This is a genomic window from Streptomyces yamdrokensis (assembly GCF_053890455.1).
The window spans coordinates 5,284,940-5,309,236 of sequence record NZ_CM132679.1; the positions used below are offsets into that span (position 1 = coordinate 5,284,940).

General features: G+C 72.6%; 20 protein-coding genes and 4 pseudogenes. 6 read left to right on the top strand and 18 right to left on the bottom strand.

Annotated elements, in window-relative coordinates:
* Positions 1-82: 82 nt before the first annotated feature.
* The 3 genes from ACWZEH_RS23670 to ACWZEH_RS23680 form a co-directional block, all read right to left on the bottom strand.
* The gene (locus tag ACWZEH_RS23670; RefSeq protein WP_456193120.1) at positions 83-412 is read right to left on the bottom strand and encodes a hypothetical protein; all 330 of its coding nucleotides are present in this window, start codon (positions 410-412) and stop codon (positions 83-85) included.
* Positions 413-470: 58 nt separating this feature from the next.
* Positions 471-1,124, bottom strand: coding sequence for a TetR/AcrR family transcriptional regulator (locus ACWZEH_RS23675; protein WP_456193121.1), 654 nt, complete (start codon positions 1,122-1,124; stop codon positions 471-473).
* Between the two features lie 203 nt (positions 1,125-1,327).
* Entirely contained in the window at positions 1,328-2,272 is a 945-nt protein-coding gene (locus ACWZEH_RS23680) for an AurF N-oxygenase family protein (protein ID WP_456193122.1), read from the bottom strand.
* Between the two features lie 224 nt (positions 2,273-2,496).
* Here ACWZEH_RS23680 and ACWZEH_RS23685 point away from each other — a divergent pair, with 224 nt between their 5' ends.
* A complete protein-coding gene (locus tag ACWZEH_RS23685) occupies positions 2,497-3,096 on the top strand; it encodes a Uma2 family endonuclease (protein ID WP_456193123.1) in 600 nt (199 codons plus the stop codon).
* Here the strand turns inward: ACWZEH_RS23685 and ACWZEH_RS23690 are convergent.
* The 5 genes from ACWZEH_RS23690 to ACWZEH_RS23710 all read right to left on the bottom strand — a co-directional run bounded on the left by ACWZEH_RS23690 (position 3,093) and on the right by ACWZEH_RS23710 (position 7,935).
* Complete coding sequence (locus tag ACWZEH_RS23690) at positions 3,093-3,602, bottom strand: DUF3291 domain-containing protein (RefSeq protein WP_456193124.1); 510 nt, start codon at positions 3,600-3,602, stop codon at positions 3,093-3,095. The two genes, ACWZEH_RS23685 and ACWZEH_RS23690, sit on opposite strands and share 4 nt — an antisense overlap.
* 82 nt (positions 3,603-3,684) lie before the next feature.
* Positions 3,685-5,142 carry a penicillin-binding transpeptidase domain-containing protein gene (locus ACWZEH_RS23695; protein ID WP_456193125.1) on the bottom strand — a complete coding sequence of 486 codons (1,458 nt, stop codon included), beginning with the start codon at positions 5,140-5,142 and terminating at the stop codon, positions 3,685-3,687.
* The gene (locus ACWZEH_RS23700; RefSeq protein WP_456193126.1) at positions 5,139-6,527 is read right to left on the bottom strand and encodes an FtsW/RodA/SpoVE family cell cycle protein; all 1,389 of its coding nucleotides are present in this window, start codon (positions 6,525-6,527) and stop codon (positions 5,139-5,141) included. The genes ACWZEH_RS23695 and ACWZEH_RS23700 overlap by 4 nt, the downstream gene beginning before the upstream one ends.
* 43 nt (positions 6,528-6,570) lie before the next feature.
* Complete coding sequence (locus ACWZEH_RS23705) at positions 6,571-7,320, bottom strand: SH3 domain-containing protein (RefSeq protein ID WP_456193127.1); 750 nt, start codon at positions 7,318-7,320, stop codon at positions 6,571-6,573.
* A 108-nt stretch (positions 7,321-7,428) separates the two neighbouring features.
* The gene (locus ACWZEH_RS23710) at positions 7,429-7,935 is read right to left on the bottom strand and encodes a protein-tyrosine phosphatase family protein (protein WP_456199792.1); all 507 of its coding nucleotides are present in this window, start codon (positions 7,933-7,935) and stop codon (positions 7,429-7,431) included.
* Positions 7,936-8,036: 101 nt separating this feature from the next.
* On the opposite strand from ACWZEH_RS23710, the gene ACWZEH_RS23715 reads away from it, so the two are divergent.
* The 3 genes from ACWZEH_RS23715 to ACWZEH_RS23725 all read left to right on the top strand — a co-directional run bounded on the left by ACWZEH_RS23715 (position 8,037) and on the right by ACWZEH_RS23725 (position 10,707).
* Positions 8,037-8,843, top strand: a complete 807-nt coding sequence (locus ACWZEH_RS23715; protein WP_456193128.1) for an NERD domain-containing protein — start codon at positions 8,037-8,039, stop codon at positions 8,841-8,843.
* Between the two features lie 588 nt (positions 8,844-9,431).
* Positions 9,432-9,947, top strand: coding sequence for a SigE family RNA polymerase sigma factor (locus tag ACWZEH_RS23720; RefSeq protein WP_384008720.1), 516 nt, complete (start codon positions 9,432-9,434; stop codon positions 9,945-9,947).
* Positions 9,937-10,707 carry a hypothetical protein gene (locus tag ACWZEH_RS23725; protein ID WP_456193129.1) on the top strand — a complete coding sequence of 257 codons (771 nt, stop codon included), beginning with the start codon at positions 9,937-9,939 and terminating at the stop codon, positions 10,705-10,707. Before ACWZEH_RS23720 ends, ACWZEH_RS23725 begins: the two co-directional genes overlap by 11 nt.
* Positions 10,708-10,739: 32 nt before the next feature.
* On the opposite strand, the gene ACWZEH_RS23730 is transcribed toward ACWZEH_RS23725, so the two are convergent.
* The 4 genes from ACWZEH_RS23730 to ACWZEH_RS23745 all read right to left on the bottom strand — a co-directional run bounded on the left by ACWZEH_RS23730 (position 10,740) and on the right by ACWZEH_RS23745 (position 17,357).
* Positions 10,740-11,582: an alpha/beta fold hydrolase gene (locus ACWZEH_RS23730; RefSeq protein ID WP_456193130.1), complete on the bottom strand. Its 843-nt coding sequence runs from the start codon at positions 11,580-11,582 to the stop codon at positions 10,740-10,742.
* A 395-nt stretch (positions 11,583-11,977) separates the two neighbouring features.
* On the bottom strand, positions 11,978-13,357 hold the full coding sequence (locus ACWZEH_RS23735) for a cryptochrome/photolyase family protein (protein WP_456193131.1): 1,380 nt from the start codon (positions 13,355-13,357) through the stop codon (positions 11,978-11,980).
* A gap of 104 nt (positions 13,358-13,461) precedes the next feature.
* The gene (locus tag ACWZEH_RS23740; RefSeq protein WP_456193132.1) at positions 13,462-15,069 is read right to left on the bottom strand and encodes an SDR family oxidoreductase; all 1,608 of its coding nucleotides are present in this window, start codon (positions 15,067-15,069) and stop codon (positions 13,462-13,464) included.
* Between the two features lie 104 nt (positions 15,070-15,173).
* A complete protein-coding gene (locus tag ACWZEH_RS23745) occupies positions 15,174-17,357 on the bottom strand; it encodes an MMPL family transporter (protein WP_456193133.1) in 2,184 nt (727 codons plus the stop codon).
* A gap of 103 nt (positions 17,358-17,460) precedes the next feature.
* Between ACWZEH_RS23745 and ACWZEH_RS23750 the strand changes: the two genes are divergently transcribed.
* A complete protein-coding gene (locus ACWZEH_RS23750) occupies positions 17,461-17,958 on the top strand; it encodes a MarR family winged helix-turn-helix transcriptional regulator (protein ID WP_456193134.1) in 498 nt (165 codons plus the stop codon).
* A 106-nt stretch (positions 17,959-18,064) separates the two neighbouring features.
* Positions 18,065-18,244: pseudogene (locus ACWZEH_RS23755) on the top strand (nitroreductase/quinone reductase family protein); the annotation flags it as partial.
* A 207-nt stretch (positions 18,245-18,451) separates the two neighbouring features.
* Here the strand turns inward: ACWZEH_RS23755 and ACWZEH_RS23760 are convergent.
* The 6 genes and pseudogenes from ACWZEH_RS23760 to ACWZEH_RS23785 all read right to left on the bottom strand — a co-directional run.
* Positions 18,452-18,931 (bottom strand): hypothetical protein, encoded by a 480-nt coding sequence (locus ACWZEH_RS23760; protein WP_456193135.1) that lies wholly within the window; start codon positions 18,929-18,931, stop codon positions 18,452-18,454.
* 352 nt (positions 18,932-19,283) lie between these two features.
* Positions 19,284-19,583, bottom strand: a complete 300-nt coding sequence (locus tag ACWZEH_RS23765; protein WP_456193136.1) for a hypothetical protein — start codon at positions 19,581-19,583, stop codon at positions 19,284-19,286.
* A 179-nt stretch (positions 19,584-19,762) separates the two neighbouring features.
* A pseudogene (locus ACWZEH_RS23770) lies at positions 19,763-20,503 on the bottom strand (helix-turn-helix domain-containing protein); the annotation flags it as partial.
* A gap of 417 nt (positions 20,504-20,920) precedes the next feature.
* Positions 20,921-21,817, bottom strand: coding sequence for a potassium channel family protein (locus ACWZEH_RS23775; RefSeq protein WP_456193137.1), 897 nt, complete (start codon positions 21,815-21,817; stop codon positions 20,921-20,923).
* A gap of 474 nt (positions 21,818-22,291) precedes the next feature.
* A pseudogene (locus tag ACWZEH_RS23780) lies at positions 22,292-23,452 on the bottom strand (hypothetical protein); the annotation flags it as partial.
* A gap of 79 nt (positions 23,453-23,531) precedes the next feature.
* Positions 23,532-24,279, bottom strand: a pseudogene (locus ACWZEH_RS23785) (serine/threonine-protein kinase); the annotation flags it as partial.
* Positions 24,280-24,297: the final 18 nt, after the last annotated feature.

Sequence of the window (24,297 nt, forward strand, 5' to 3'; positions counted from 1 at the left end):
CGGCTCCTCCGCTCCGCACCGTGAGCATCCGGCGGCCCGGCCGTGCCCGCTCGCCGGGTGTGCGCGGTTCGGCGCAACGGCGTCACCCGTCGGCGTCGTCCGGCTTGCCGCGCGGCGTGGCACCCGGATCGGCGGCCGGACCGCGGGTGCGCCCGGACCACGGCCACCTCGGGCGGTCGGGCGTCGCCGCCCCGTCCGGGTCGTACAGGTACTTCCACCCCTGCGTCAGCCCGAGCCGGCTGCTCCGCCCCCGGGGCACGCGCCGGTAGACCAGCACCGTGGGCGGGCCGCCGTCCGGGGCAGGAACGGGGATGCGGTACGTCTTGGGCGGGTGCCCGGTGATGCCCAGCAGCACGGGCAGGACGCGCCCGTCCATGGGCCCGCCCTCGAAGGGGGTGTCCTGTCTCTTCACGGCACCAGTGTCGGCCATGCCCCCACGCCGGGCGCCCACCGGCCGTCCGTCCGACCGGTCAGCCGTCCACCAGCAGCGTCCGGACGAGGACCCCGGTCTCCGCGTCACGCCGCGCGGTCACCTCCAGGGCGGCCAGGAACTGCTCCACGAGCCAGTCCCGCAGCTCACCGACGGGCAGCGGTCTGTCCTCGTCGAGCCAGATCAGCGAGGCCGCCTCCACGGCGGTGATCCACATCCGGATGGTCATCCGCAGCCGCGGCCCCGGATCGGCGACCCCGAGATGGCTGAGGATGTGCTCGGCGGCGGCCCGGCGCACCCCGTCGACGATGGCGGTCGTACGGGAGGTCTCCACCACGCTCCCGCCCTGCAGCAGCGCGCCGAACCCGGTGCCGTGCCCGTCGGCGAAGGCGAGGTACCGGTCGAGCGCCCGGGACAGCCGGGGCAGCAGCGGGCCCTCGCGGGGCTCGTCGAAGCAGTCCCGCAGCTCGTCGGCGGCGGACCGGAGCGCCGCCTCGTACAGCTGCTGCTTGCCGCCCGGGAAGTACCGGTACACCAGGGGCCGTGACACGCCGGCCGCCTCCGCCACGTCGTCCAGCGACACCTCGTCGGGTGCGCGGTGCGCGAAGAGGGACAGTGCGGCGTCGAGCAGCTGACGGCGCCGCTCCTCGACGCCGAGGCGCCGGTAGGCGGGGGTGGGGGCCGGCGGAGTCATGCTCCGCAGCGTAACCGCCCGCCCCCGGCGGCCGCCCGGGTGTGTGCCGACTTCCCCTGCCCGAGCCCTGTGCCGGCGGTCCGGACGACTTCCACAGCCGCCGTCCGGTCCCGTGCGGCGTGCCGATTGCCGTCGGGGCTGTGCCGGTGTGCGGTTTCGTCGTGTGGCGGCGAGCTGCTCGGTGGGTGCCGGGGCGGCGGTGCTCAGGCCAGCAGCCCGGACGACTTCCACAGCCGCCGCCCGACCCCGCGCAGCACGCCGATGTCGTCCAGGAAGTCGGTGAGCCGCTTCGAGCCCTGCTGCATGATCTCCCGGCGGTGCCCGCTCGCCCTGACCTGGGCGACGGCCTCCCGCTTGTCCAGCCCGACGTTCGTGTAGACCTCCGGGTTGACGAACGCCACCGAGAAGACGCGGGCGAACTCGCCGGAGGTGACCCGGGTGAACTCCTGCGACCACTTCGGCGCGGTCACCATCTGGCGCCGCAGCTCCTCACGGGCGTAGCGCACGTGCCGGGCCTCCTCGACGACGTGGATGCGCGTGACACCCCGTGTCAGCGGCTGGACCCGCTCGTCGGGGAAGGTCAGCCGCTGCATCCAGTCCAGGACCTCCTCGCCGAGCAGCGTCGCGGTGAAGGAGCCGGGCGTGGTGGAGACGGTCTTGAACAGCCGTCCCAGGTGCTGGTGCAGCGGGCTCACCGGGTACCACGGTGTCCCGCCGCGGGTGATCAGCCGCGCGAACATCATCGAGTGCCGGCACTCGTCCTCTATCTCGGTGAGCGCGTACCGCACATGTGCGGTGGTGGCGTCCTTGTCGTAGACGTGCCGCACCAGCAGCTGCATCAGGATCAACTCGAACCAGATGCCGAGCGAGGCGAGCGCCGCCGCCTCGTGCTGCGACAGCCGGATGCGCTGTTCCTCGCTCATCCGCTTCCACAGCGGGGTGCCGTACAGCGAGACCAGCTCCGGCGGCCAGAACCACAGGCCCTCCTCGAAGGGCGCGTCCCAGTCCAGCTCCTCGTCCGGGTCGAAGGAGTGCTTGGCGGAGGCGTCGAGCAGCCGCCGCGCCACCTGCTCCCGGTCCTTGAGCAGGCCCAGCGCGTCGCGCAGCCCGTCGATCGCGTCGGCATCCGTCAGGGGCTGGGTCGTCATGGTGGTCCCACCTCGCGGGCGTTTGGGGTTACCGGCGGTTACCCGACTTATGAGACCGCTTGTCAGCAAGCCCGTCAATCCCTCGTGCGGGCCTTGTTGACAGATGATCTACCTGGCGCGGGTGTCAACGGCGCACGCCCCGGATCACCTCGTGGAGCGGCGAATCGGCGTTCACCCTGGGTAGGCTGACTGTGCCGGTCGGACTCCAGTGCATGGGAGCAACCATGAGCGCCGTACGCGAGCCCGAGTCGGACGACGACTACCAGTGGCCGCGTCCGCCGCAGGACGGCTGGACGGCGGACGACCTCGACAGGCTTCCCAACCTGCCTCCGCACACGGAGCTGATCGACGGGAGCCTTGTCCTGACGAGTCCGCAGACCACCTTCCACATGCGCACGATCCGCCTGCTGGACAATTCGCTCTTCGAGCAGGCGCCGGACGAGTTCGAGGTCTACCGCGAATTCACGGTGACGCTCGGTAAACGAGACCGCCCGGAGCCCGATGTGCTGGTGGCCCGTACCGGTGCCGACACCGGACCCGAACGGACCCGGCTCCTGCCCGGGGAGGTCGTCCTGGCCGTCGAGGTGGTCTCCGAGGACTCGGTGGACCGCGATCGCGAGACCAAGCCCCGTAAATACGCCGCCGCGGGCATCGCGCACTTCTGGCGTGTCGAGGAGAACGACGGCCTCCCCGTCGTCTACGTCTACGAGCTGGACCCGGCGACCAGGTCGTACGTGCCCATGGGTATTTTCCACAACCGCCTCAAGCCCACCGTCCCCTTCCCCGTCGACATCGACCTCACCGCCGTCGGCCGTCGTCGCTAGACCGGGCAGCCCAGCCCGTCCGGCACCTCGCCGGTCACCGGTGTCGGCGCGCCGGGCGGGAACGACGTCCGGAGCGTGAACGCGTGGGGCGTCGGGCCGTGGGCGCGCAGGTGCAGCAGCCGCGCCTCCGCCTCCGCGACCGTGGGGCGGTGGCCCCGCGGGACCCACCACAGGGCCGTCATCGCCTCCCGCACCCGCTCGAAGAACTCCCGCCGCCGCGCCGGCATCTCCCGGTGCCGCCCCTGGTACATGTACGCGGTCAGGGTGTCGGCGTCCCGCCACACCGTCGTGTTCAGGATCAGCCACGCATCGCCGAAGACGGCCACATCGGTGGCGTTCCCCTCCTCGCTCTGCAGCCGCCAGACGAAGCCGTCGGCGGCCTCGGCGTCCGCGTTCACCGGGTCGAGGTTGTCGACGAAGTCCTTCAACTGCGGGGAATCCAACGGGGCCTTGAGCCGGGCGATGTTGACCTGGGCGAGTTCGTACGCGGGGGCGGCTTCCGTCATGGGCCGAACCGTAGGCGCGGAGGGCGGGAATCGGCAGCCCCCGTCTCAGCAGGCGGTCCGCGAGGTGGTCGGCGAGCGATGCCTACGGCCTCAGCACCGCCTCCATCACCGCCCGCGCGATCGGTGCCGCCGTGCCGCCGCCGCTGATCTCCCGGCGGCTGGCCGCCGCGTCCTCCACCACGACGGCCACCGCGACCTTCGCCGCCGCGTCCCCGTCGGCCTGTGCCCAGGACACGAACCAGGCGTACGGCGTACCGGAGTTGCCGATCCCGTGCTGGGCCGTGCCGGTCTTGCCGCCGACCACGGCACCGGGGATCGCGGCGTTCGTGCCCGTGCCCTCCTCCACCACCGCGCGCATCAGCTTTCGCATCCGCAGTGCCGTCGACGGGTACATGGCCCGCCGGGACTGCCCCGGGCCGGCCGTCGCCACCGTGCTGCCGCCCGCCCGGGTCGTCCGCTCCACCAGGTACGGCTCCCGCACGTTCCCGTGGTCGGCGACGGCCGCCGCGACCATCGCCATCTGCAGGGGAGTGGCCCGCGTGTTGTACTGCCCGATCGACGACAGCGCGACCTGCGCCCGGTCCATCGTGGTGTCGAAGGTGCTGCGCGCCACCGGGAACGGCACCCGCAGTCCCTCCTCGTTGAAGCCGAAGCCCTCCGCCGTGGCCGACAGGTCCGCCAGGCCCGTGGCCACCCCCAGCTTGGCGAACACGGTGTTGCAGGACCAGGTGAACGCCTCCCGCACCGAGGCGTCCGCGCAGCCGCGGGACTCGTTCGTCAGCCGTGTCGTCGTCCCCGGCAGGGTGTACGGGTCGGGGGAGTCCGTCGGCTCGTCGAGGTCGGTGACCACACCCGCGTCCAGCGCCGCCGCCGCGGTGACCACCTTGAACGTCGACCCCGGCGGGTACGTCTGCCGCACGGCCCGGTTCAGCATCGGCTTGTCCGGATCGGCGTTCAGCCGGGCCCAGGCCCGCCGCGCCGCCGCCCCGTTCCCGGCCAGCGGCTCCGGGTCGTACGACGGAACGGACACCAGCGCCAGGATCCGCCCGGTCGACGGCTCCACCGCCGCCACCGCGCCCTTGCGCGAGCGCAGTCCCTCGTACGCGGCCCGCTGGGCGGCCGGGTGGATCGTCGTGACGACGTCGCCGCCCGCGTTGCGGGAACGGGTGAAGTCGTTCCACAGCGGCAGCGGCTGGAGCAGCGGGTCGGTGCCCGCCAGCAGCGCGTCCTCCGTGTGCTCCAGCAGGGTCGTCCCGTACTCCTGTGAGGCGAAGCCGGTCACCGGCGCGTACAACGGGCCGTCGGTGTAGGTCCGTTCGTAGCGCAGATGCTCGCCGGTGTCCCGCGAGCCGGTGACCGGGCGGTCGCCGACCAGGATGTCGCCGCGCGGCTGGTGGTAGCGGGCGATGGTGTCACGGCGGTTGGCGGGGTTGTCGTCGTAGGCATCGGCATGCAGCACTTGGACGCGGGTGGCGTTCATCAGCAGGGCGAACAGCAGCAGGGCGCAGAAGACGGCGGCACGCCGGATGTACCGCGTCATGAACCCGTCCCTTCGTTCGCGCCGCCGCACCGGGAGCGCCCGTCCCCCCGACGGCGTGCCGAATCGCTCAGCCGGACCAGCAGCGCCACGATCGCCCAGTTGGTGACCACCGACGAACCTCCCTGTGCCAGGAACGGCATCGCCATCCCGGTCAGCGGGATCAGCCCGGTCACCCCGCCCGCGATCACGAACACCTGGAGCGCCACGATCGCGGCCAGCCCCACGGCGAGCAGCCGGCCGAACGGGTCGCGCAGCGCGAGCCCCGCCCGGTAGCCGCGTTCCACCAGCAGCCCGTACAGCAGGAAGATCGCGGAGAGCCCGGCCAGCCCCAGTTCCTCACCGGCCGTGGCCAGGATGAAGTCGGACTTGACCGCGAAGCCGATGAGGACGGAGTGCCCGAGTCCCAGACCGGTGCCGAGCAGCCCGCCCTCCGCGAAGGCGAACAGGGACTGCGCCAGCTGGTTCGGGCCCTCGCCCGCCTCGATCGAGGCGAACGGTCGCAGCCAGGTCTCGATCCTGCTGTGCACATGGGGTTCCAGCCGGCCGACGGCCACCGCGCCCAGTGAGGCCAGCAGCAGCCCTACGGCGAGCCAGCCGGTGCGGCCGGTGGCGACGTACAACACGACGACGAACAGGCCGAAGAACAGCAGCGACGTGCCGAGATCCCGTTCCAGGACCAGCACGCCCACGCTCACCAGCCACACGGCGACGATCGGCCCGAGCACCCGCCCTGTGGGCAGTTGCACCCCCCAGAACCGGCGGCCGGCATAGGTGAGCGCGCTCCGGTTCTCCGCCAGGTACGCGGCGAAGAACACCGCGAGCAGCACCTTCGCGAACTCGCCCGGCTGGATGGAGAAGCCGGCGACGCGGATCCAGATCCGGGCCCCGTTCACCGCGGGGAAGAAGATCGGCACCGTGAGAAGGACGAGAGCGGAGACGGCGCACACGCGGGTGAAGCGCCGGAGCACCCGGTGGTCGCGCAGCAGCAGGACGACCGTGATGAACAGCGCCACGCCCAGCGTCGACCACACCAGCTGGGTCGGGGCGGCCTCGTCGCCCGGTGTCTCCAGGTCGAGCCGGTAGATCAGCACCAGGCCGAGCCCGTTGAGCAGGACGGCGATGGGGAGCAGGAGGGGATCGGCCCAGGACGCCCGGAAGCGCACCGCCAGATGCGCGACCAGCGCGAGCACGCCGAGCCCGGCGCCGTAACCGGCGGCGCCGGGCGGGACGGAGCCGTTCCTGGCGTAGCCGACGGCGCAGTAGCCGTACACCGACAGCAGGACGGCCAGGACGATGAGGGCGAGTTCGACGCCACGGCGTCGGGGGAGGGGAGCGGTGGGCGTGGGCGGATCAGCCGTCGCCAGGGAGATTCCGGCCTTGCTCATGTCCGGAACCTACCTACATGTTCCCCTTTGAGTGCTGTGCCCGTCAGCACCAGCGTGGCGCGGGCCCGATGTTGTCGATGTGGCGGGCGGGGCCCCAGGCCCAGGTGCCGTCGGTGAGCAGGTACCAGAGCGGGTTGCCCTGCACGTCGTCCCCGCCGACCTTGCAGTAGATCGAGACGACATCGCCCTTGCGGGCGTACCGGATGACCTTCGAACCGCGGTCCGGCGAGGTGCGCAGGGCGAGCGAATCGGTCGTGACGACACCCTTGTACTCGCCCCGGTTGCCGTGGTTGCCGCCGGCCTGGTGGCCCCCGTCGCCGCCGCCTGCGTTGCCTCCGCCGCTGTTGTTGCCGTGGTCGCCTGCGTTGCCGCCGTTTCCGTTGCCGCCGGCCTGGTGGCCCCCGTCGCCGCCGCCTGCGTTGCCTCCGCCGCTGTTGTTGCCGTGGTCGCCTGCGTTGCCGCCGTTTCCGTTGCCGCCGGCCTGGTGGCCCCCGTCGCCGCCGCCTGCGTTGCCTCCGCCGCTGTTGTTGCCGTGGTCGTTTCCGTCGCCGCCGTCTCCGTTGCCGCCGGCCTGCTGGTCCCAGCCGCCGTTGCCGCCCTGCTGGTGGGAGGAGTCGCCGCCGTCGCCGTTGCCGCCCTGCTGGCTCCAGTCCGACTGGTTGCCGCCGTCGGGAGTGTCGTTCGCGACGGCGGGGGCGACGGCGGCCGCGAGCGCCAGGGTGCCGGCGGCCAGCGTCATGGGCAGACGGCGAAGGAGGGGGGAGCGCGACGAGCGCTGAGCGTGGCGTGACATGAAGTACCTCCATGTGGGAGCGAAAGAGTCGAAGGTGACCAATCGCCACATTAGGAGCAGCCCTTCACCCCCGCCCGCCTTGGTGCGCCATCGGGGACGGCCGTCCGCCTACTCGGCCAGTTCCTCCAGCAGCCGGGCCGTCGTCAGCCCGGCCCGCAGGTAGTCGACGAACAGGTCGTTGTGCAGGGCCCAGCCCGAGCGGCGGGCCCTGATCAGCCGGATCGCCTCCTCGGCGGAGCTGCCCCGGCGCATCAGCGCGTGCGCGACGACCAGTCCCGAGCGGTTGTACCCGTGATAACAGCGGACGAGGACCTTGCGCCCGTCGTCCAGCGCCTCGCACGCCGCCTCGGCGAGCCGGATGACGCCCAGCAGCTGGGTTCCGTCGAGCGGCCCGTCCGGGATCGGCCACACATGGTGCTCGACCCCGGGGTCCGGCCCGTGCCCCGGCAGCCGCAGCAGCGTCTGTACGAGATCGAACTCCTGGCGCACCGAGACGGGCTCCAGCTGCCCGGTCCGGGTCCTGACCTGGTGTCCGCCCATCCACAGACCGGGTGCGATCTCGTCCCACGGAGTGTCCGGTGCCGGTACGTCGGGTTGCTTCCTGCGGGTATGCAACGGCGCCTCCCCGGCATCACCGTCCACGTGCTCCCAAAGGTAGCCGGGTTCTTGCCCCTGGAGCACCCTGCCTGTTCCCATGGAGGACGGGGTGATGGTGCATGAGCGGTCTGCGCGTCGTACCGGCCTGGCGGCACGGCCGGGAGCGGCTGTACGTCTGTCTCCCGGACGGGGGGAACATCGCCTGGTACGACCGTGACGCGGCCAGGGTCCACCTGCTCGGCGAGGACCGTGAGGCGGAGGTGCTCGAAGCGCTCGGCCCCTTCCTCACCGGCCCGGTCTCGGTCGGCCCGCCTCCGGTCCCCACCCCCGCCGAGCTGGCACGACTCGCCCTCCATCCCGACGACGACCTTGCCCCGAACCGCCCTGGCGAGGCCCTCCTGGTCGCGCTCGACCGCGACCCCGGCCCGGCCCGCCGCCTGCGCGCCGACCCGCGCCACCGGGCGCTCGAGGCGGAGCGGGCGGTGGGCGAGGCGCTGGACCGCATGGACGGTCTGGGTGTACGCACCCTGCACTCGATCCCGCTCCCCGGCGGCGACCGCGTCCACCACCTGGCGATCGGCCCCGGTGGGCTGTACGCCGTACACGCCGTGTACGCCCGCAGGCAGCGGGTGACGGTCACCGACCCCCTGGTCGCCGTCGGCCGCCGTGGTGAGCCGCACCCCCTGCTGCGCCGCGTCCGCGCCGACGCCGACCGGGTCTCGTACGCCCTGACCGCCGAGGTCCGCCCGGTGTTCGTCCTGGTCGGAGCGTCGCAGGTGACGGTGAGGCCCCCGCCGCGCGAGGTGCGCGTCCTGACGGACGGCGAGGTGGAGTGCCTGGGCGACCTGGGGGGCGTACTGAAACCGGCGGACGTGGAGGCCCTGCACGCGATGGCGCGGGACCGGAACACGTGGGCCCGGCTCTGAGCGGGGCGGGAGCAGCCGGCCGGGCGGCCCGGACCGACCAGGTCGCGCGTCCCCTGTCGTGGTGCGCCCGGTCGTGACCTGCCGCCCCCGGTTCGGGCCACGCGGGCGTGTCCCGGCCAGGGGGCGTCCGGTGGTGAGTGCCCGCCTTGGACCCATGGGCCCCAGCACAGTCGTCGGCAACGGCGGTCGACGCCGGGGCCTGGGCGTTCCGCTTGCCTGATCGGCTACACCACGTGGGGGACACCACCGCCGACACCAGGCCGGCCGGAGTGGGAGGACCGGAGCCGGGGGCGCCGGTGGCGGGCCCCGGTTCCGACCCTCCGACTTCCCGGCCGCAGACGGCTCCACCCGCCGCAGGCGACTCCACATGACGGAAGACGACCGCACGTGACGGCACGTCACCGCAGGCGACGCCGGCGGCTGCGGCCCGGTGAAAATCCTTTCACCCGTATGGCGGTTGATGGATCCCGGAACCCGTGTTCCGCGTCTTCCTCCAGGGCTGTGCTTCCATGTGCGTGATCTGTTGGACCTGTGTGCATGACGGGGGCAGCCGGTCACACGGCACATTCACGGACACCGGTGGAGGGCATGACCGAGGACGAGTTCGACGCTTTCTACGCGGCCGCGTTCCCCCGTCTGACCGGGCAGCTCTTCGCCTTCACGGGGGACCTGGGCGAGGCTCAGGACGTGGTCCAGGAGGCGTTCGTACGGGCCTGGGACCGGCGCCGCAAACTTCAGGCCGACGGGGCGCCCGAGGCATGGGTGCGCACGGTCGCCATGCGCCTCGCGGTCAGCCGCTGGCGCCGCGCGCGCCGCTGGCTGGAGCTGGTGCGCCATTCCGCGCTGCCGGAAACGACCCCCGGCCCCGGCCCCGAACGAGCCGCGCTGGTCGCCGCGTTGCGCGAACTTCCCGAGGCCCAGCGCATGGCAGTCGTTCTTCACCATCTGTGCGACCTCAGTGTCGAACAGGTAGCCTCCGAGACCGGCGCACCCGTGGGGACGGTCAAGGCCCGGCTGTCCCGGGGGCGGGCGGCACTGGCCAAACAGCTGGCGGTGGACGAGGCCGAGGAGCCGGCCTGGAGGGAGGGCGGCCGTGTCGGATGAACTCGCCACTGCGTTGCGCGAGTTGGCGGAGGCCCATGAGTCCCCGCCGCCCACGCCGGCCGCCGAGGTCCGCACCCGGGCACGACGCCGCTCCCGCCGTCGCCGGACCACCGTCCGCCTGGGCCTGGCGACCTCGGTGGCCGGCATGCTGGCGACGATCGGACTCACCGTGCACGCCGAGGAGCCCGGCCACGACTCGCGGGAGGCCCCTGCCGCCTCGTCCGGCGCCCAGGCGATCGGCACGCCGACGTCCAGCCCCCGGGCACCCGAGGCCGTGGCCGGCACCGCAGAGGCCGTCCTCGACCTGAGCCGCCACACCCTCACGGTCGGCGGCCGCGTCATGCGCGTCAACTCCCACCTCGTCGCCACTGAGCCGCCGCACGACCACCGGCTGACCGTGCGGGCCAAGCACGAGGTCATGCTGCTGCGGAGCGACGCGCGGGCCGGCAACGCCTACGAGGCCAAGGTCCCGTACGTGGTGGAGCTGCGTAACGGCGACGGGGCCCCGGCCTACACGGGCGCCCTCGCCTTCGACACCAGATCCCTCGGCGCCCTCGGCGCCAGGACGAGCTGGCTGGGTCTGAGCGTCGACGACGCGCGATGGTTCTACACCCGCGCCCGGCGGGGCGAACACATCGAGATCACCTCCGCGGCCACCCCGGCCCCGCCGGTGGCGACCACGAACCCCACCGCCGGGGCCGACCCCGGCCCCGGTCCCGGAACCGACCCCGGAACCGGAACCTCCCGCCCACGGACCTGACCCCGCCCGCGGCCCGGGACCACGTCCCCGGATCAGCGGATCACGTCCCGGAGGAACGAGCCCAGGGCGGCGGTGAGTTCGGCGGGCGCGTCCTCCTGGACGAGATGCCCGGCACCGGCGATCGGCTCCCAGCGGGCGTGCGGGATCAGGGCGGCGAGCTCCCGCCCCTTGGCCACCGGGATCCAGGCGTCGTCCTCGCCCCAGCAGATCAGCACCGGGACGTCGATCTCGCCGTACCGCCCCTGGATCTCGTCGGTCCAGCGCTGGTCGGCCTGGGCGATCTGGCGGTAGAAGGCGTCCTGCCCCGGGTGGCCGGCCCACGGCCGTACGAGCCGCTCCAGAACCCCGGGATGCAGTCCGGGGCCGCCGGTGGACCCGATGTACTCCCGTACCAGCGCCTCGTGCAGCCCGCCGGGCAACTGCTCGAAGACGGGGGCGTTCTCCCGGACGAGCCGGAAGAACGGCGACCCCCAGGGAGCCAGCGCGACGGGATCGACCAGGGCGAGCGCCCGGTACGGCACGCCGTGCAGCAGATGCGCCCGCAACGACACGGCCCCGCCGAAATCATGGGCGACGACCACCGGTTCGTCCAGCCCCCAGTGGTCGAGCAGCTCGGCGAAGACCCGTCCCTGAGCGTGGAGGGACACGTCCTGCCCCTCGGCCTTCTCGGACATCCCGTAACCCGGCATGTCCCACACGAACACCTGGTGATCACGGGCCAGCGACCGGGCCACGGCCCGCCAGACGAACGAGGAGAAGGGCGTCCCGTGCAACAACACCACGGGATCCTGCCCGGGTTCGCCCAGGGTCCCCCAGGCCACCTCCCCGGCCGAACCGGAGAACCGCCCGCTCAACCGCCACTGCCACTCGCTCATGTCCACCCGCTTTCGATCCCGGCCGCCCACGGCGCCGCCCGCGGCCCACCCCGGTCGGAGGTGCGCCGCGGCAGTACGCGATGCGTCCTTCGGCAACTCCTCCCAGGAGAACACCGATACCACGCCCGATCCTCCGCAGTCCTTCCCCCACATCCTTCATCCTTGGCCGCCTTGACGTCAGCCCTCGGATGACGAGCACTGGAGGGCCAGGAAGGCGAGCACCGACGGCAGCGCGGCAAGGAACGTGCCCACGAGGACACGACGGCCCGAGGGCCCCGAGGACCTCGGGGTGAATTCCGGGGTCCCGGGGCCGACGCCCTGAACGCCTCGTTTCCGAGTCCTCACCCCGGACTCCGGAATCCGGACTCCGGGGCCCCGCGCCCGCTGCCTCGGGCTCAGGCACCGTCGAGGCCGCGGGCGTGGGCGAAGCGGGCCTGGCCGTCGGCGAGGTCGATCAGCGGTTCGGGATAGCCGAGGCGGGCGCGCCGGTCCTCCGGCAGCCGCCAGGGCTCGTGCACGTACCGGTCCTCCACGTCCGCCAACTCGGGCACCCAGCGCCGTACGTAGGCGCCGCTCGGGTCGTAACGCCTGCCCTGACGCACGGGGTTGAGGACGCGGTTCGGACGGGTGTCGTTACCGGTCCCGGCGACCCACTGCCAGTTGAGCTGGTTGTTGACGAGGTCGCCGTCCACGAGCAGGTCCAGGAAGTGCCGGGCGCCGACCCGCCAGTCCACGTACAGCGTCTTGGTCAGGAAGCTCGCCGCCAGCAGCCGTGCGCGGTTGTGCATCCAGCCCTCATGGATCAGTTGGCGCATCGCCGCGTCGACGACCGGATAGCCGGTACGGCCCTCCCGCCACGCGGCGATGTCCTCGGCCGCCCCGTCCTCGGTCCGCCACCGGTCGCCCCGGGGGCGGTAGTCGCGTACGGACGCCGCGGGCCGGGCCGCCAGCACCTGGTGGTGGAAGTCGCGCCAGCACAACTGGCGCACGAACGCCTCCGCCCCGGCCCCGCCCCGGGCCCTGGCCCGGCGGACGAGCTCCACCGGCGAGAGGGCCCCGAAGTGGAGGTAGGGCGAGAGCCGGGAGGTCGCGTCGCCCGCCAGGTCGTCGTGCCGTTCCCCGTACCCGGACATCCGGGACCGGGCCCACCGGGCGAACCGTTCGCGCCCCGCCGACTCGCCTCCGTCCGGGAGACCGGGCGAGAGGCCGGACAGGCCGTCCCGGGAGGGCAGCGGCTCGCCGCGCACCGTCTCGGGGACCCGCACGACGCGCGGCGCCGGGCAGGTCTCCCGCAGCCGCTCCTGCGACCAGCGGCGGAAGTAGGGGGTGAACACGGCGTAGTGGTCGGACCCGGCGGGCGTCACCGCCCCTGCGGCGACGGCGGTGATCACGGCGTCGTGCACCCGCAGCGCCACCCCGCGCCGCCCGAGGTCCTCCCGCAGCCGCTCCTCGCGCCGCTGGGCGTAGCCGCTGACACCCGCCGCCATGTGGACCTCCGTGGCCCCGCACTCCGCGGCGGCCGCGCCCACCTCCCGGACGCCCGGTCCCGTACGCACGACGAGCCGGCCGCCGCGCCGGCGCAGCGAGGCGTCGAGATCCCGCAGACAGTCGGTGAGGAAGGCGTTGCGGTTGGGCGCGTCGAAGCCGGCCGCGCTGATGCCGGGATCGCGGACGAAGAGCGGTACCACCTCGTCGGCCGCGGCGAGCGCGGCGCGCAGCGGCGGGTGGTCGTGCAGACGCAGATCGGAGGTGAACAGGACGACCGCGACGGTCATGGGGCTGCTCCCGGTCGTACATGAGGCCTTGCTTGCTTTCCCGCCGTCTCTTCGGGCTGTTCCCGGCCCACGGATGCGGAGCCGGGCACGCTGCCGCCGGAATCTCACCCGCGGCGCGGGCGCCGTGCGGGCTCGTGGCTTCTGCGGCGGCCCCTGCGCGCATCGGCCCCGTGCGCGCTCATGCCCTTCTCGGCGGCCTGGGTGATGTTGCGGGCCATGCCTCCGAAGACGACGGAGTGGAACGGGGCGACGGACCACCAGTAGGCATGGCCCGGCAGCCCGCGCGGGTGGAACAGGGCGCGTTGCCGGTAGAGAGTGCGGCCCTCGTCGTCCGTGCCGGCGTACATCTCCAGCCATGCGAGACCCGGCAGGCGCATCTCCGCCCGCAGCCGCAGCAGCCGGCCGGGCTCGATCTCCTCGACCCGCCAGAAGTCCAGCGAGTCACCGACCCGCAGCCGCTCGGCGTCACGCCGCCCGCGCCGCAGGCCCACCCCGCCGACGAACCGGTCCAGCCAGCCCCGCACCGCCCAGGCCAGCGGGAAGGAGTACCAGCCGTTGTCCCCGCCGATGCCCTCGATCACCTTCCACAACGACCCCACGGACGCCTCGACGCGAACCTCGCGCTCTTCGCGGTAGAGACTTCCGCCGGCCCAGTCGGGGTCGGTGGGCAGCGGATCGCTGGGCGCCCCCGGCAGGCTCGCGGACGACCAGCGCGTGGCGACCTGCGCCTCCCGCACCCTTTGCAACGCGAGGGTCAGCGCCTCGTCGAACGGCAGCGGACTGTCCGGTGTGTCGGGCACATGACGGGCGATGTCGTGCTCGTGGCAGACGACCTCGTGGCGCAGCGACTCCGTCAACGGCCGAGCCAGGGAGGCGGGTACGGGGGTGACGAGCCCGACCCAGTGGCTGGACAGCCCCGGGGTGAGGATCGGCACCGGCACGACGAACCGGTGCCGCAGCCCGGCGACGACGGCGTACCGCCGCATCATCTCGCGGTAGGTGAGGACGTCGGGCCCGCCCACGTCGAACGTCCGGTCGACGTCGGCGGGCATGTCGGCCGAGCCCACCAGGTACCGCAGCACATCGCGTACCCCGACCGGCTGGATCCGGGTGTGCACCCAGCTGGGGGTGACCATGACCGGCAGCCGTTCGGTCAGATAGCGCAGCATCTCGAACGACGCCGACCCCGAACCGATGACCATCGCGGCCCGCAGCACGGTGGCGGGCACCGGCCCGTCGAGGAAGATCCGTCCGACCTCGGCGCGGGAGCGCAGGTGCGGTGACAGGGACTGTTCCGGGACACCGCGCGGGGTCAGCCCGCCCAGGTAGACGATGCGCCGTACGCCGGCGGCACGGGCCTGCTCGGCGAAGATCCGGGCGGCCCGCCGGTCGGTCTCCTCGAAGCCGGAGCCGGCCCCGAGGGCGTGCACCAGGTAGTAGGCGACGTCGATCCCGCGCATGGCCGCGGCGACCGAACCGGGGTCGGTGACGTCGCCCCGGACCGGCTCGACGTCACCCGCCCAGGGATGGTCGCGGAGCTTGCCGGGGGAGCGGGCGAGGCACCGGACCCGGTGGCCGGCCCGCAGCAGCTCCGGTACGAGGCGCCCGCCGATGTATCCGGAGGCGCCGGTGACCAGGCAGTGCAGCCGCTCGGCGCCGCTCTCGTCCCGCTGTCCTTCCGAGCCCTCGTCCGCGTCCGTCTCGGTCCCCACGTCCGTCTCCTCCGCGCTCGTCCGCCCACGTGCCCACGTGCCCACGTGCTCCGAGGTTGCCTCCTCTCCTCCGATCATGGCGGCAGCGCGGCGGACGTGCCTGTTCAGCCGGACCGTGAACCGGAGCCGGAAGGGGAACCGGAGCCGGTGCCGGTGCCGGCATCCGCGTCGCCCTCGCGGGCCAGGGCGCTCGGCCACCACGCCCGGGGGCCGATGTCGATCACGAGCGCGGGCACCAGGAGCGAGCGGACCACGAGGGTGTCGAGCAGGACGCCGAAGGCCACGATGAACGCGATCTGGACCAGGAAGGCCAGGGGAATCACCATCAGGGCCGCGAACGTCGCCGCGAGGACGACACCCGCCGAGGTGATGACCCCGCCGGTCGTGGTGAGCCCGCGCAGTACGCCCTGCCGGCTGCCGTGCGTGAGCGCCTCCTCCCGGACCCGGGACATCAGGAAGATGTTGTAGTCGACGCCCAGCGCCACCAGGAACACGAACCCGTACAGGGGTACCGACGCGTCCGTGCCCGAGAAGCCGAGAAGATGCTCGAAGACGAGCGCCGACACCCCGAGCGTCGCCAGGAAGTTGAGCCCGACCGTCGCCACCAGCAGCACCGGCACGAGCAGCGAGCGCAGCAGCAGGACGAGGATCAGCAGGATGACGGCGAGCACGATCGGCACGATCACCGTACGGTCCCGGGCGGCGGTCTCCTGGGTGTCGTACTGCTGCGCCGTGTAGCCGCCGACCAGCGCGTCGGCCCCGGGGACCGCGTGCACGTTGCCGCGGAGCCGTTCGACGGCCTCCTTGGCGGCGTCGCTGTCCGCGCCGTCCTCGAGGGTGGCGGCGATCTCGACCCGGCCGTCGGCGACGAGCGGTTCGCCGCCGGGCCGCCCCGAGGCGGAGACCGGGGCCGCCGAGGCGACGCCCTCGGTCTCCTCGGCCGCGGCCGTCACCTCGGTGGCGCTGCCTGCGTCGGCGATGATGACGGCGGGGTTGCCGGAGCCGCCGGGGAAGTGCTCACCGAGCGTCTCCTGAGCGGTCACCGAGGAGGCGTCGCCCACGAAGATCTCCTCGAACGGCACGCCCTTGGACGACAGGGTGGGGGAGAAGGCCGCGAAGACGGCGAGCACCAGGGCGGTCACCACCCAGGTGGCACGCGGCCGCCGGTCCACGGTCGCGGCGACCCGGTGCCACACTCCGTGCTCCTGCGCGGGGGCGTCCGCGGAGGGCGTGCTCCCGGCCTTCTTCGGGCGGGAGGGCCAGAAGGCGCTGCGCCCCAGCAGGGCCAGCACGGCCGGCAGGAAGGTGAGCGTGGAGAGCACCGCGCACACGATGCCGATGGCGCCGACCGGTCCGAGGGCGCGGTTGTTGGTGAGGTCACTGGCGAGCAGCGCCAGCAGACCGAGCGCCACGGTGGCGGCGCTGGCCGTGATCGCCCCGAACGAACGGCGCACCGCGGCGGCCGCGGCCTCGACCCGGTCCCCGCGCAGAGTGATCTCCTCGCGGAAGCGGGCGGTCAGCAGCAGCGCGTAGTCCGTGGCGGCGCCGATGACGAGGATGGAGAGGATGCCCTGCACCTGGCCGTCGACCCGGACGACGTCCCGGTCGGCCAGCGCGTACACGACCGCGCAGGCGAGCCCGAGGGCGAAGACGGACCCGAGGATGATCAGGAACGGCAGCAGGACGCTCCGGTAGACGAGCAGCAGGATCACCAGCACGGCGGCGAGCGCCACGCCCAGCAGCAGTCCGTCGATTCCCGCGAACGCGTCCGACAGATCGGCCTGGCTCGCCGCCGGTCCCGCGATCTGCGCCGTGGTCCCCGGCACGCTCCCCGCGGCCTGCCGGATCTCCTCCAGGACGAGGGGCAACTCCTCGTCGAGGTCCGGCTTCAGCTGGACGACGGCCTGCAGGGCCTGCTGGTCGTCGGAGACGAGGGCGGGCGACGGAGCACCGGCGATCCCCGGCTGCCCGGCGAGCCCGCCGACGGCCCGGGTGGCCTCTTCCCGCTGTGTCTCGGTGACCGGGCCGTCGTTCCCGCCCCCGTCCCCGTCGGCCGTCCACACGACGATCGCGGGCACCGTCCGCTCCGCCCCGGCCCGCTCGAACGCCTCACCCTCCTCGAGCACCCTGGTCGACTCGGCGCTCCGCGGCAGGAACGAGGCCTGGTCGTTGGTGGCGACCTCGCCCAGCTTGCCCGCGTAGGGGCCGAGCGTGCCGCCCACACCCAGCCAGACGATCAGCAGAACGAGCGGCACCAGCCACCGGCCCCAGATCGGTGTGGTCCTCATTGAATCCCCAAGTGGCATCGGAACGGAAAGGAAGGAAGCGAACCGAACAGATTTAAGTCAACCATCAAGTATCTCAATGGTTGAACAAATATATACTGAACGCATGTCCGGCACCGAGAGCCCCCCGCCCTCCCCTCCCGGGGACGACCCGACGGGGCTGCAGAGCTTCGCGGTCCTGCTGCGCCGGATGAACGCCGAGTTCAACCGCATCGCCCACGAGTTCGCCCAGGCGCAGGGCCTGCACCTCACCGACGTGCAGGCGCTGGTCGCCATCCTGGACGCCGACCCGGCCGACGGACCCATGACACCCGGCAGGCTGCGCGACCAGCTCGACCTCACGTCCGGCGCGGTGACGGCATGCGTCGACCGTCTGGAGAAGGCGGGCCACATCCGCCGCGTACGGGCGCTGGGGGACCGCCGCGTGGTCCACCTGCACTACGAGCAGGCGGCCAGGACCGTCGCGGGCGAGTTCTTCCGTCCCCTGGCCCGGGGCACGGAGGCGGCCCGGGTCCGTTTCACCCAGGACGAACTGATGACGGTGACCCGGTTCCTCACCGAACTCAACCGGGAACTCGTCCTCCTGGGCCGTCACACCTCGTGACGACGGGAAGGGCGCCCCGGCTCCGGGCCTCGCCCGCACGAGAGGCCATGCCCGATCGAGGCGTGCAACCCCACCCCGGTGATCGACCGGACCTACCCGCGGCCGCAAGCCCGGGAACCTGTGCCACACAGCCCCGGTCCCTGTGCGGAATGACGACCGTTACGTTCTCGTCGTTTCCAGTGCGGGAGCCGATCGGCGTCCAGCTCGGTACCCCGGCCTGACCGCACACCCGGGCATCACCGTCCGGATCGGCCCGGCGGCCTTTCCCGCGGCCGCGAGGACCTCCACGCCCGATGAGGGACCGCGCCCAGGGGGGAGGGGGGCTCATTGCGGCGGCCGTTCCCTCTTGTCCAGGGCTGCCAGCCGCGAGGTCTCAGCAGTAATCGTCGCCCCAGGACGCAGATCGTCTGCGGCCGCTGGTCCGCCGAGTGGCCGGGGATGGCCGCCCGGCCACCGTGCCCCGGCCGCTCGTCATCATCGGCGTACCGGCCCTCTACCCGTCCACGCTCCAGGGAAGCGGCGGACGCCTCTTGTCCGAGCCCGACCCCGGCCCCGGGCGGCTGTTCCACATCAGCAGCAGGTCGCGTGCGTGGAACCGCGCCCTCGGATACCACCGCCGTCCGTCCACCGTGTTCGGAAGGGTGTCAGGACGGTCGTCCTTGATCTGCGTCACGCTGCGGCCGTCCACTCCGATCAACCTGGCGAACCCCCCCAGCGTCACCTCACGGTCCAGATCCTCCTCCCTCAGCTCCACCGGATCAGCTCGCCGCGGACGAAACGGTTCCAACTTGACCGGGTCGTACCACGCACTGCCCCCGCCCCCGCCCCTGGCGCTCACCCCGCGGCGAGCACGCTCCGGGGCCGGGAAGCCGGGGTACTGACGCGGCATCACGTGCACCACGTAGCCATGGCTGTAACCCACCTGGGCGGCCCACTCCTTCAACGTCACCCAGCCCCTGTCAGGCTCGACCACGATCCACCCCACTCCCACCCGGAATCCGCGACACACGGCAGCGCACATCAACGTGATACCCACGGCACCTGAACAACCACCAGCCTCGCCGCCGTCACCGGCGTCGGGACCTCCGATCCCGAGGGCGTCGCGGCGCTGTGCGGCGGGCACACCGCAGTGATCAAGACCTGACGGCGTACGCCGAGTGGCCGGTAGCGAACCGGTGCACGATCACGCAGCCGCCGCAACCCCTGGCCGAGGGGGCCGAGAGGGCCGAGGCGTCCGAGTCGGTGCGCCACGTGGCGCGGGGCCACGCCCGCGGCAAAGCCGTGCTCACCGTGGCGCGAGCCTCGAAGGCAACGCCCGAATGAGGTCAGGAGGAGGAACCCCCCGGCTGCGGCGGCCCGACGGGCCCGCTGCCCCGCTCGGCGAGCCCGGCGTGCAGGAGGAGCAGACGGGCCAGGTCACGCGCCTCGTCGGCGGTGAGCGCCGCCCACGTACCCGGTCCGCCCCCCTGGTCCTGGCCCACGTCCAGGGTGACCCTGCTGATGGGCCGGTCCGCGGGCGCGAGCCGCAGGCACCGCACCGCGATCCTGCGCCCGCAGGCCGTCACGAGCGAGGGGTTCTCGGCCGCGGTGGCGGTGGCCAGGTCGCGCCCTGTCGTCGTCGTCATCCGTCTCACACTCCTTTGCGCCGGCCGGCCCGGTAACTCCGGCGGGTGTCCTGTCCGCTGGGCCCGGCAGGTGTCCTGTCCGGGACCTCCGGCGGGACATTACGGTCAGCGCGGCGCGGCGCCGGAATGTTCCCCACCCAGCGCTCTCCGCCGGAGGGACTCCCGTCAGAGCGCTCCCCGCCGGGCCGTGAGCTGCGGAAAGTACGGCGGTAGGTGTCGGGCGGCACACCGACGGTGCGGTTGAAGTGCCGGCGCAGCGTCGCGGCGGTGCCCATGCCGGTGGCCGCCGCGATGGCGTCCACGCTGTCGCCGGTGGTCTCCAGCAACTCCTGGGCCCGCCGGATCCGCTGGGTCAGCAGCCACTGCAGCGGAGTGGTGCCGGTCACCGCCCTGAAGTGACGGCCCAGGTGGCGCGAGCTCATGTTCGCCCGGCGGGCCAGGTCCTCCACGGTCAGCGACCGGTCGAGCCGCTCGAGCACCCAGGGGAACAGCCCGGCCAGCGCGTGGTCGTCCCGGGCGGGCACCGGCGCGGTGACGAACTGGGCCTGGCCGCCCGCCCGGTGCGGGGGCACGACCAGGCGGCGGGCGACCGTGTTGGCGACCGCCGAGCCGTGGTCGAGGCGGACCAGATGCAGGCACAGATCCATCGCGGCGGCCTTGCCCGCAGAGGTGAGCACGCTCCCGTCGTCCACGTAGAGCACGTCCGGATCGACCTCCGCCCCGGGACAACGGGCGGCCAGCGCCCCGGTGTGCGCCCAGTGCGTGGTCGCGCGCCGGCCGTTCAGCAGGCCGGCGGCCGCCAGCACGAACGCACCCGTGCACAGCGAGGCCACCCGCGCACCCGCCTCGTGGGCCGCGCGCACCGCGTCGACCAGCTCGGCGGGCGGGTCCACGTCGACGTCGGCCCATCCGGGGACGATCGAGGACGTCCTCGACGCCGCCCGACGCCGCCACACGATCCGCGACCCCTACGTGTAGGCAAGCGGATGTGATGCACCGTCTCCGCCGTGGACGCGGGAACTCCAGGGCTCGTCGGTGCTCTCGGCGGTGTCGCAGACGAGCACGCGGAAGCTCCTGGCAGGACGGCTTGGACTCGACACCCACCCGTCCACCAGGGGCTTCCCCACCTCCGAAGGCCGTCTGTGACTTCAACGCCCTTGCCCCCATGAGCAGGTCGGCATGAGCGCACCGGCAGAATGACCGGGGAACCAGTCGAGACGACCGTGCCCGGGGCCGGCGTTGCCGAGATCACCTTGGGAGCCCCGGGAGTGGGCGCGGAGACCGGGCTCTGATGCGCGGACGCACGGATGGCGGGCGGCCTGGTCGTGGTGGCCGGGTTACGCGGGGCGGGAGGGGGCGCGGGCCTCGGACGCGCCGGGGGTGGGGGTGCCGTCCGTGGTGCCGGTGTCCGGGCCGGGGGTGCTGCCGGGGCCGGGAGTGTTCTCGGGGCCGGTGTCCCCAGCGGTGTGCGGCCCTTCCGCGGAAGGGGGCGGGGTGGTGGGGCGTTGGGCGTGCAGTTCGTCGCGGAGGCGGCGGACCTCTTCCGTGAGGGCGGATATCTCGCTGGTCGTCTGGGCCTCGTTGGCGCGGAGTTCGGAGAACCGGTCCATGAACCAGGACGCGAGGGTCGCGGTGACGAGACCCGCGAGCGCGATGCCGCCGACCATCAGGGCGATGGCGACCAGGCGTCCCTCGGTCGTCGTGGGGTAGAGGTCGCCGTAACCGACGGTGGTGACCGTGGTCAGCGACCACCACAGGGCGTCGCCGAACGTCGTGATCGAGGCGTCCGGGTTGCGCCGCTCGACGTCCAGGATCGTCAGGCTGGAGAGGAACAGCAGCAGAGCCGTGCAGGCCGCCACGTAGGTGCCCAGACGCAGCCGGACCCGGCCCAGGGTGGAGGCGTTGCGGCGCACCACCATGAACACGAGGGTCACCAGCCGCAGGGGGCGCAGCGGCGGCAGGACCAGGGTCGCCAGGTCGAACAGCCGCACCTTGAGGAACTGCCACCGGCTGCCGGCCACGGCGAAGCGCAGAACGAACTCGACGGCCAGCAGTGCCCAGATGGCGAGGGTCACGGTTTCGGCGGCGTCACGCCAGGCGCGGGGCAGCTCCGGGTCGAGGATCGGCACCGCGTAGGCCGTGAGGTAGACCAGCGCGAGGCCGATGAGCCAGCCGCCGGTGCGCTGCTCCCAGCGCCGAAGCCGTTGGTCCCTGAGGGCAGGTGTGGCAGACATGGCACGCCATTGTGGCATTGGACCCGATACGACGCTCACGGCGGCATGCGCCCCGGCCCCGGAGGGACGGCGAAGGGGCCCGGCAGCGCGGGCGGGACGAAGCGAGGCTGTGATCCGCATGTGACCGCGGCCACGTAAGGTCCCTTGAGCCACGGTGACTTGTGGTGACAGCAAGCGAACACGGGGGCGGGAGATGGAATACCGGCGCGCGGTGATACCGGCGGTGGCGGGCGGGCTGATGGTGACGCTGCTCCTGTGGTGGGCGGGAGCGAGCGCCGACGCGTTGCGCCTGGAGGGCGCCGCCGACGTTCTCGGCTACGAGACCGTCGCACGCCTCCAGGGCTGGCTGTTGCCCTGGGCGTACGAACCCTCCGGCGGGACCACGGGCGGCTCCTTCGACGGGACCGGCGCTTCCCGTTATCTCGGCCTGCACCACACGGCGATCCAGATCCGCTTCGCCGCCGTATTCGTCCTCTACGCGGCCGGAGCGCTCCTCCTGCTCCGGCGGCTTCCTGCGGAGCGCGGCCGGACGTGGGCCGCTCGCTCGCGGAAGTCCTGGGTGGCTGTGTTCCCCACCCGGGAGAGGTTCTGCCCGAACTCGGCGAGATAGCTGACGCACCGGGCCGACTTGAGCTGTTCCCCCAGGTCAAGCGCATCGAGGGCCACGCGGCACGCCTCTTCGACGTCTCCGGCTCGTAGGTGGGCGTCGGCGAGGAGCATGGTCGCGAAGAAGTCGCTCCGCACGTGGCTGCCGCTCATGGCGTTCTCGGCGTGGGCGACGGCCTGGCGGGCACTGTTGACGTCGCGGAAGCAGTGGGCGGCCTCGGCGGCAAGCTCGGCTTCGTCGAAGTAGCTGATCCACTCCGGCTCATCGTCCGTGTTCCGGCTCTCCAACGCTTTCGTGGCCGCGGTCAAGGCGGCCTCGCAGGCCCGGACGTCGCAGGTCCGGGCAAGGGCGCGGGCTTCCATGGCGTGGAACTGGGCGCGTAGCGTCGGCGTGGCCACGGGAGAGATCCCCATGAGTGCGGCGCGGGCGAGCGTGGCGGCCTGCGTGTAGCGACCGAGGAACGTCGCCTGGTGGCTCATGGCCGACAGGATGCTTCCTGCGAGCCGGCGGTCGTTGGCGTCCTGGGCCAGCCGCAGAGCCTGGAGGAAGTACCGCTGCGCCAAGCCGTGACGGCAGGCGTCGTACGACATCCAACCGGCGAGGAGCGTCGCTTCCGCCACGGTGGAGAACAGGGCACGGCCGACCTGCTCGGTGTACTTCCCGTGCAGGAGCGGCGTCACTTCGGTGCTGAGGTACTGGATGGCCGCATGCCTCGCATGGTCGCCGCCGAAACGGTCGTCCAGCTCGGCGAACATGTCCGCGGTGGTCTTGACGGCGGCCACGTCCCCGAGACCGACGCGCGTACCAGCCTGGCGCTGCCTTGGAATCGCCGGCTCGGGCGCCACCAGCCACCGGAGAGACGCTTCGTTCCAGGCGGGCTCGGACGGCTCGGCCTGCAGAAGGGGTTCGTACTGGTTGAGATCGGCACGCCACAGCCGACCGACTGCTTCGATCGCGTCATCGGGACTCGCCGGATAGCTGACATCCATGAGCGACGCGTCCCGGCCGCTCTCGTGGGGCAGACCGAGAGCAACGAGGTGCCTGGCCGGACCTCATGCCGAGGAATCGAGGGCACTGCGAACTCGCGGGATGTCACACACTGGCTGTCCGCAACGGCTTCGGCGGCACGTCCATGTGCTGGTGCAGGAGCTGGTACTCGTTGTCGCCGCTGAAGACGGGCTGCCCGGCCAAGAGTTCGTGCAGCACGCAGCCGAGCGCGTAGAAGTCGCTGAGCGGTGTGATCTGCGTGCCGTCGATCTGTTCGGGCGGCATGTAGCGGCTGGTGCCGATCCGGTGCCGGTGGCCGTGAGCCGGGTGACGTCCGTGCGCAGCAGCTTCGCGATGCCGAAATCCAGCACCCTGACCGTGCCGTCCGCGGCGATCAGGACGTTGTCCGGCTTCAGGCCGCGGTGCACGACCGGGATGGTGTCGGCGTACGACAGCACCGTGCAGATCTGCGCGGCGATCGACGCGGCCCAGCTCACCGGGAGCTCCACCGCCGTTCCGTGTCCGTGAGCATTCTGCGCAGGGAGATCCCGCGCACGTACTCCATCACCAGGTACAGCCCGTCGTGCGGCGCCTCGTCCAGCACCGCGTCGAACACCTGCGGCACCCCGTGATGCCCGATCCGTGCGGTGACGCGCGCCTCGCGTTCGAAGCGGCGGGTGAACTCCCTCGCCTGCGCGGGCGACGCGACGACGTCAGGCCGGATGAGCTTGACCGCGATCTCCCGGTCCAGGACGACGTCGTAGCCGCGCCAGACCGTGCCCATACCACCGGACTCGATCTCCTCGATCAGCTCGTAGCGGGCCTGCTCGCCGATTCTCCTTGCGTGCGCAACGCGTTGCGCCCCCATCGTCCTGATGCCGCGTCA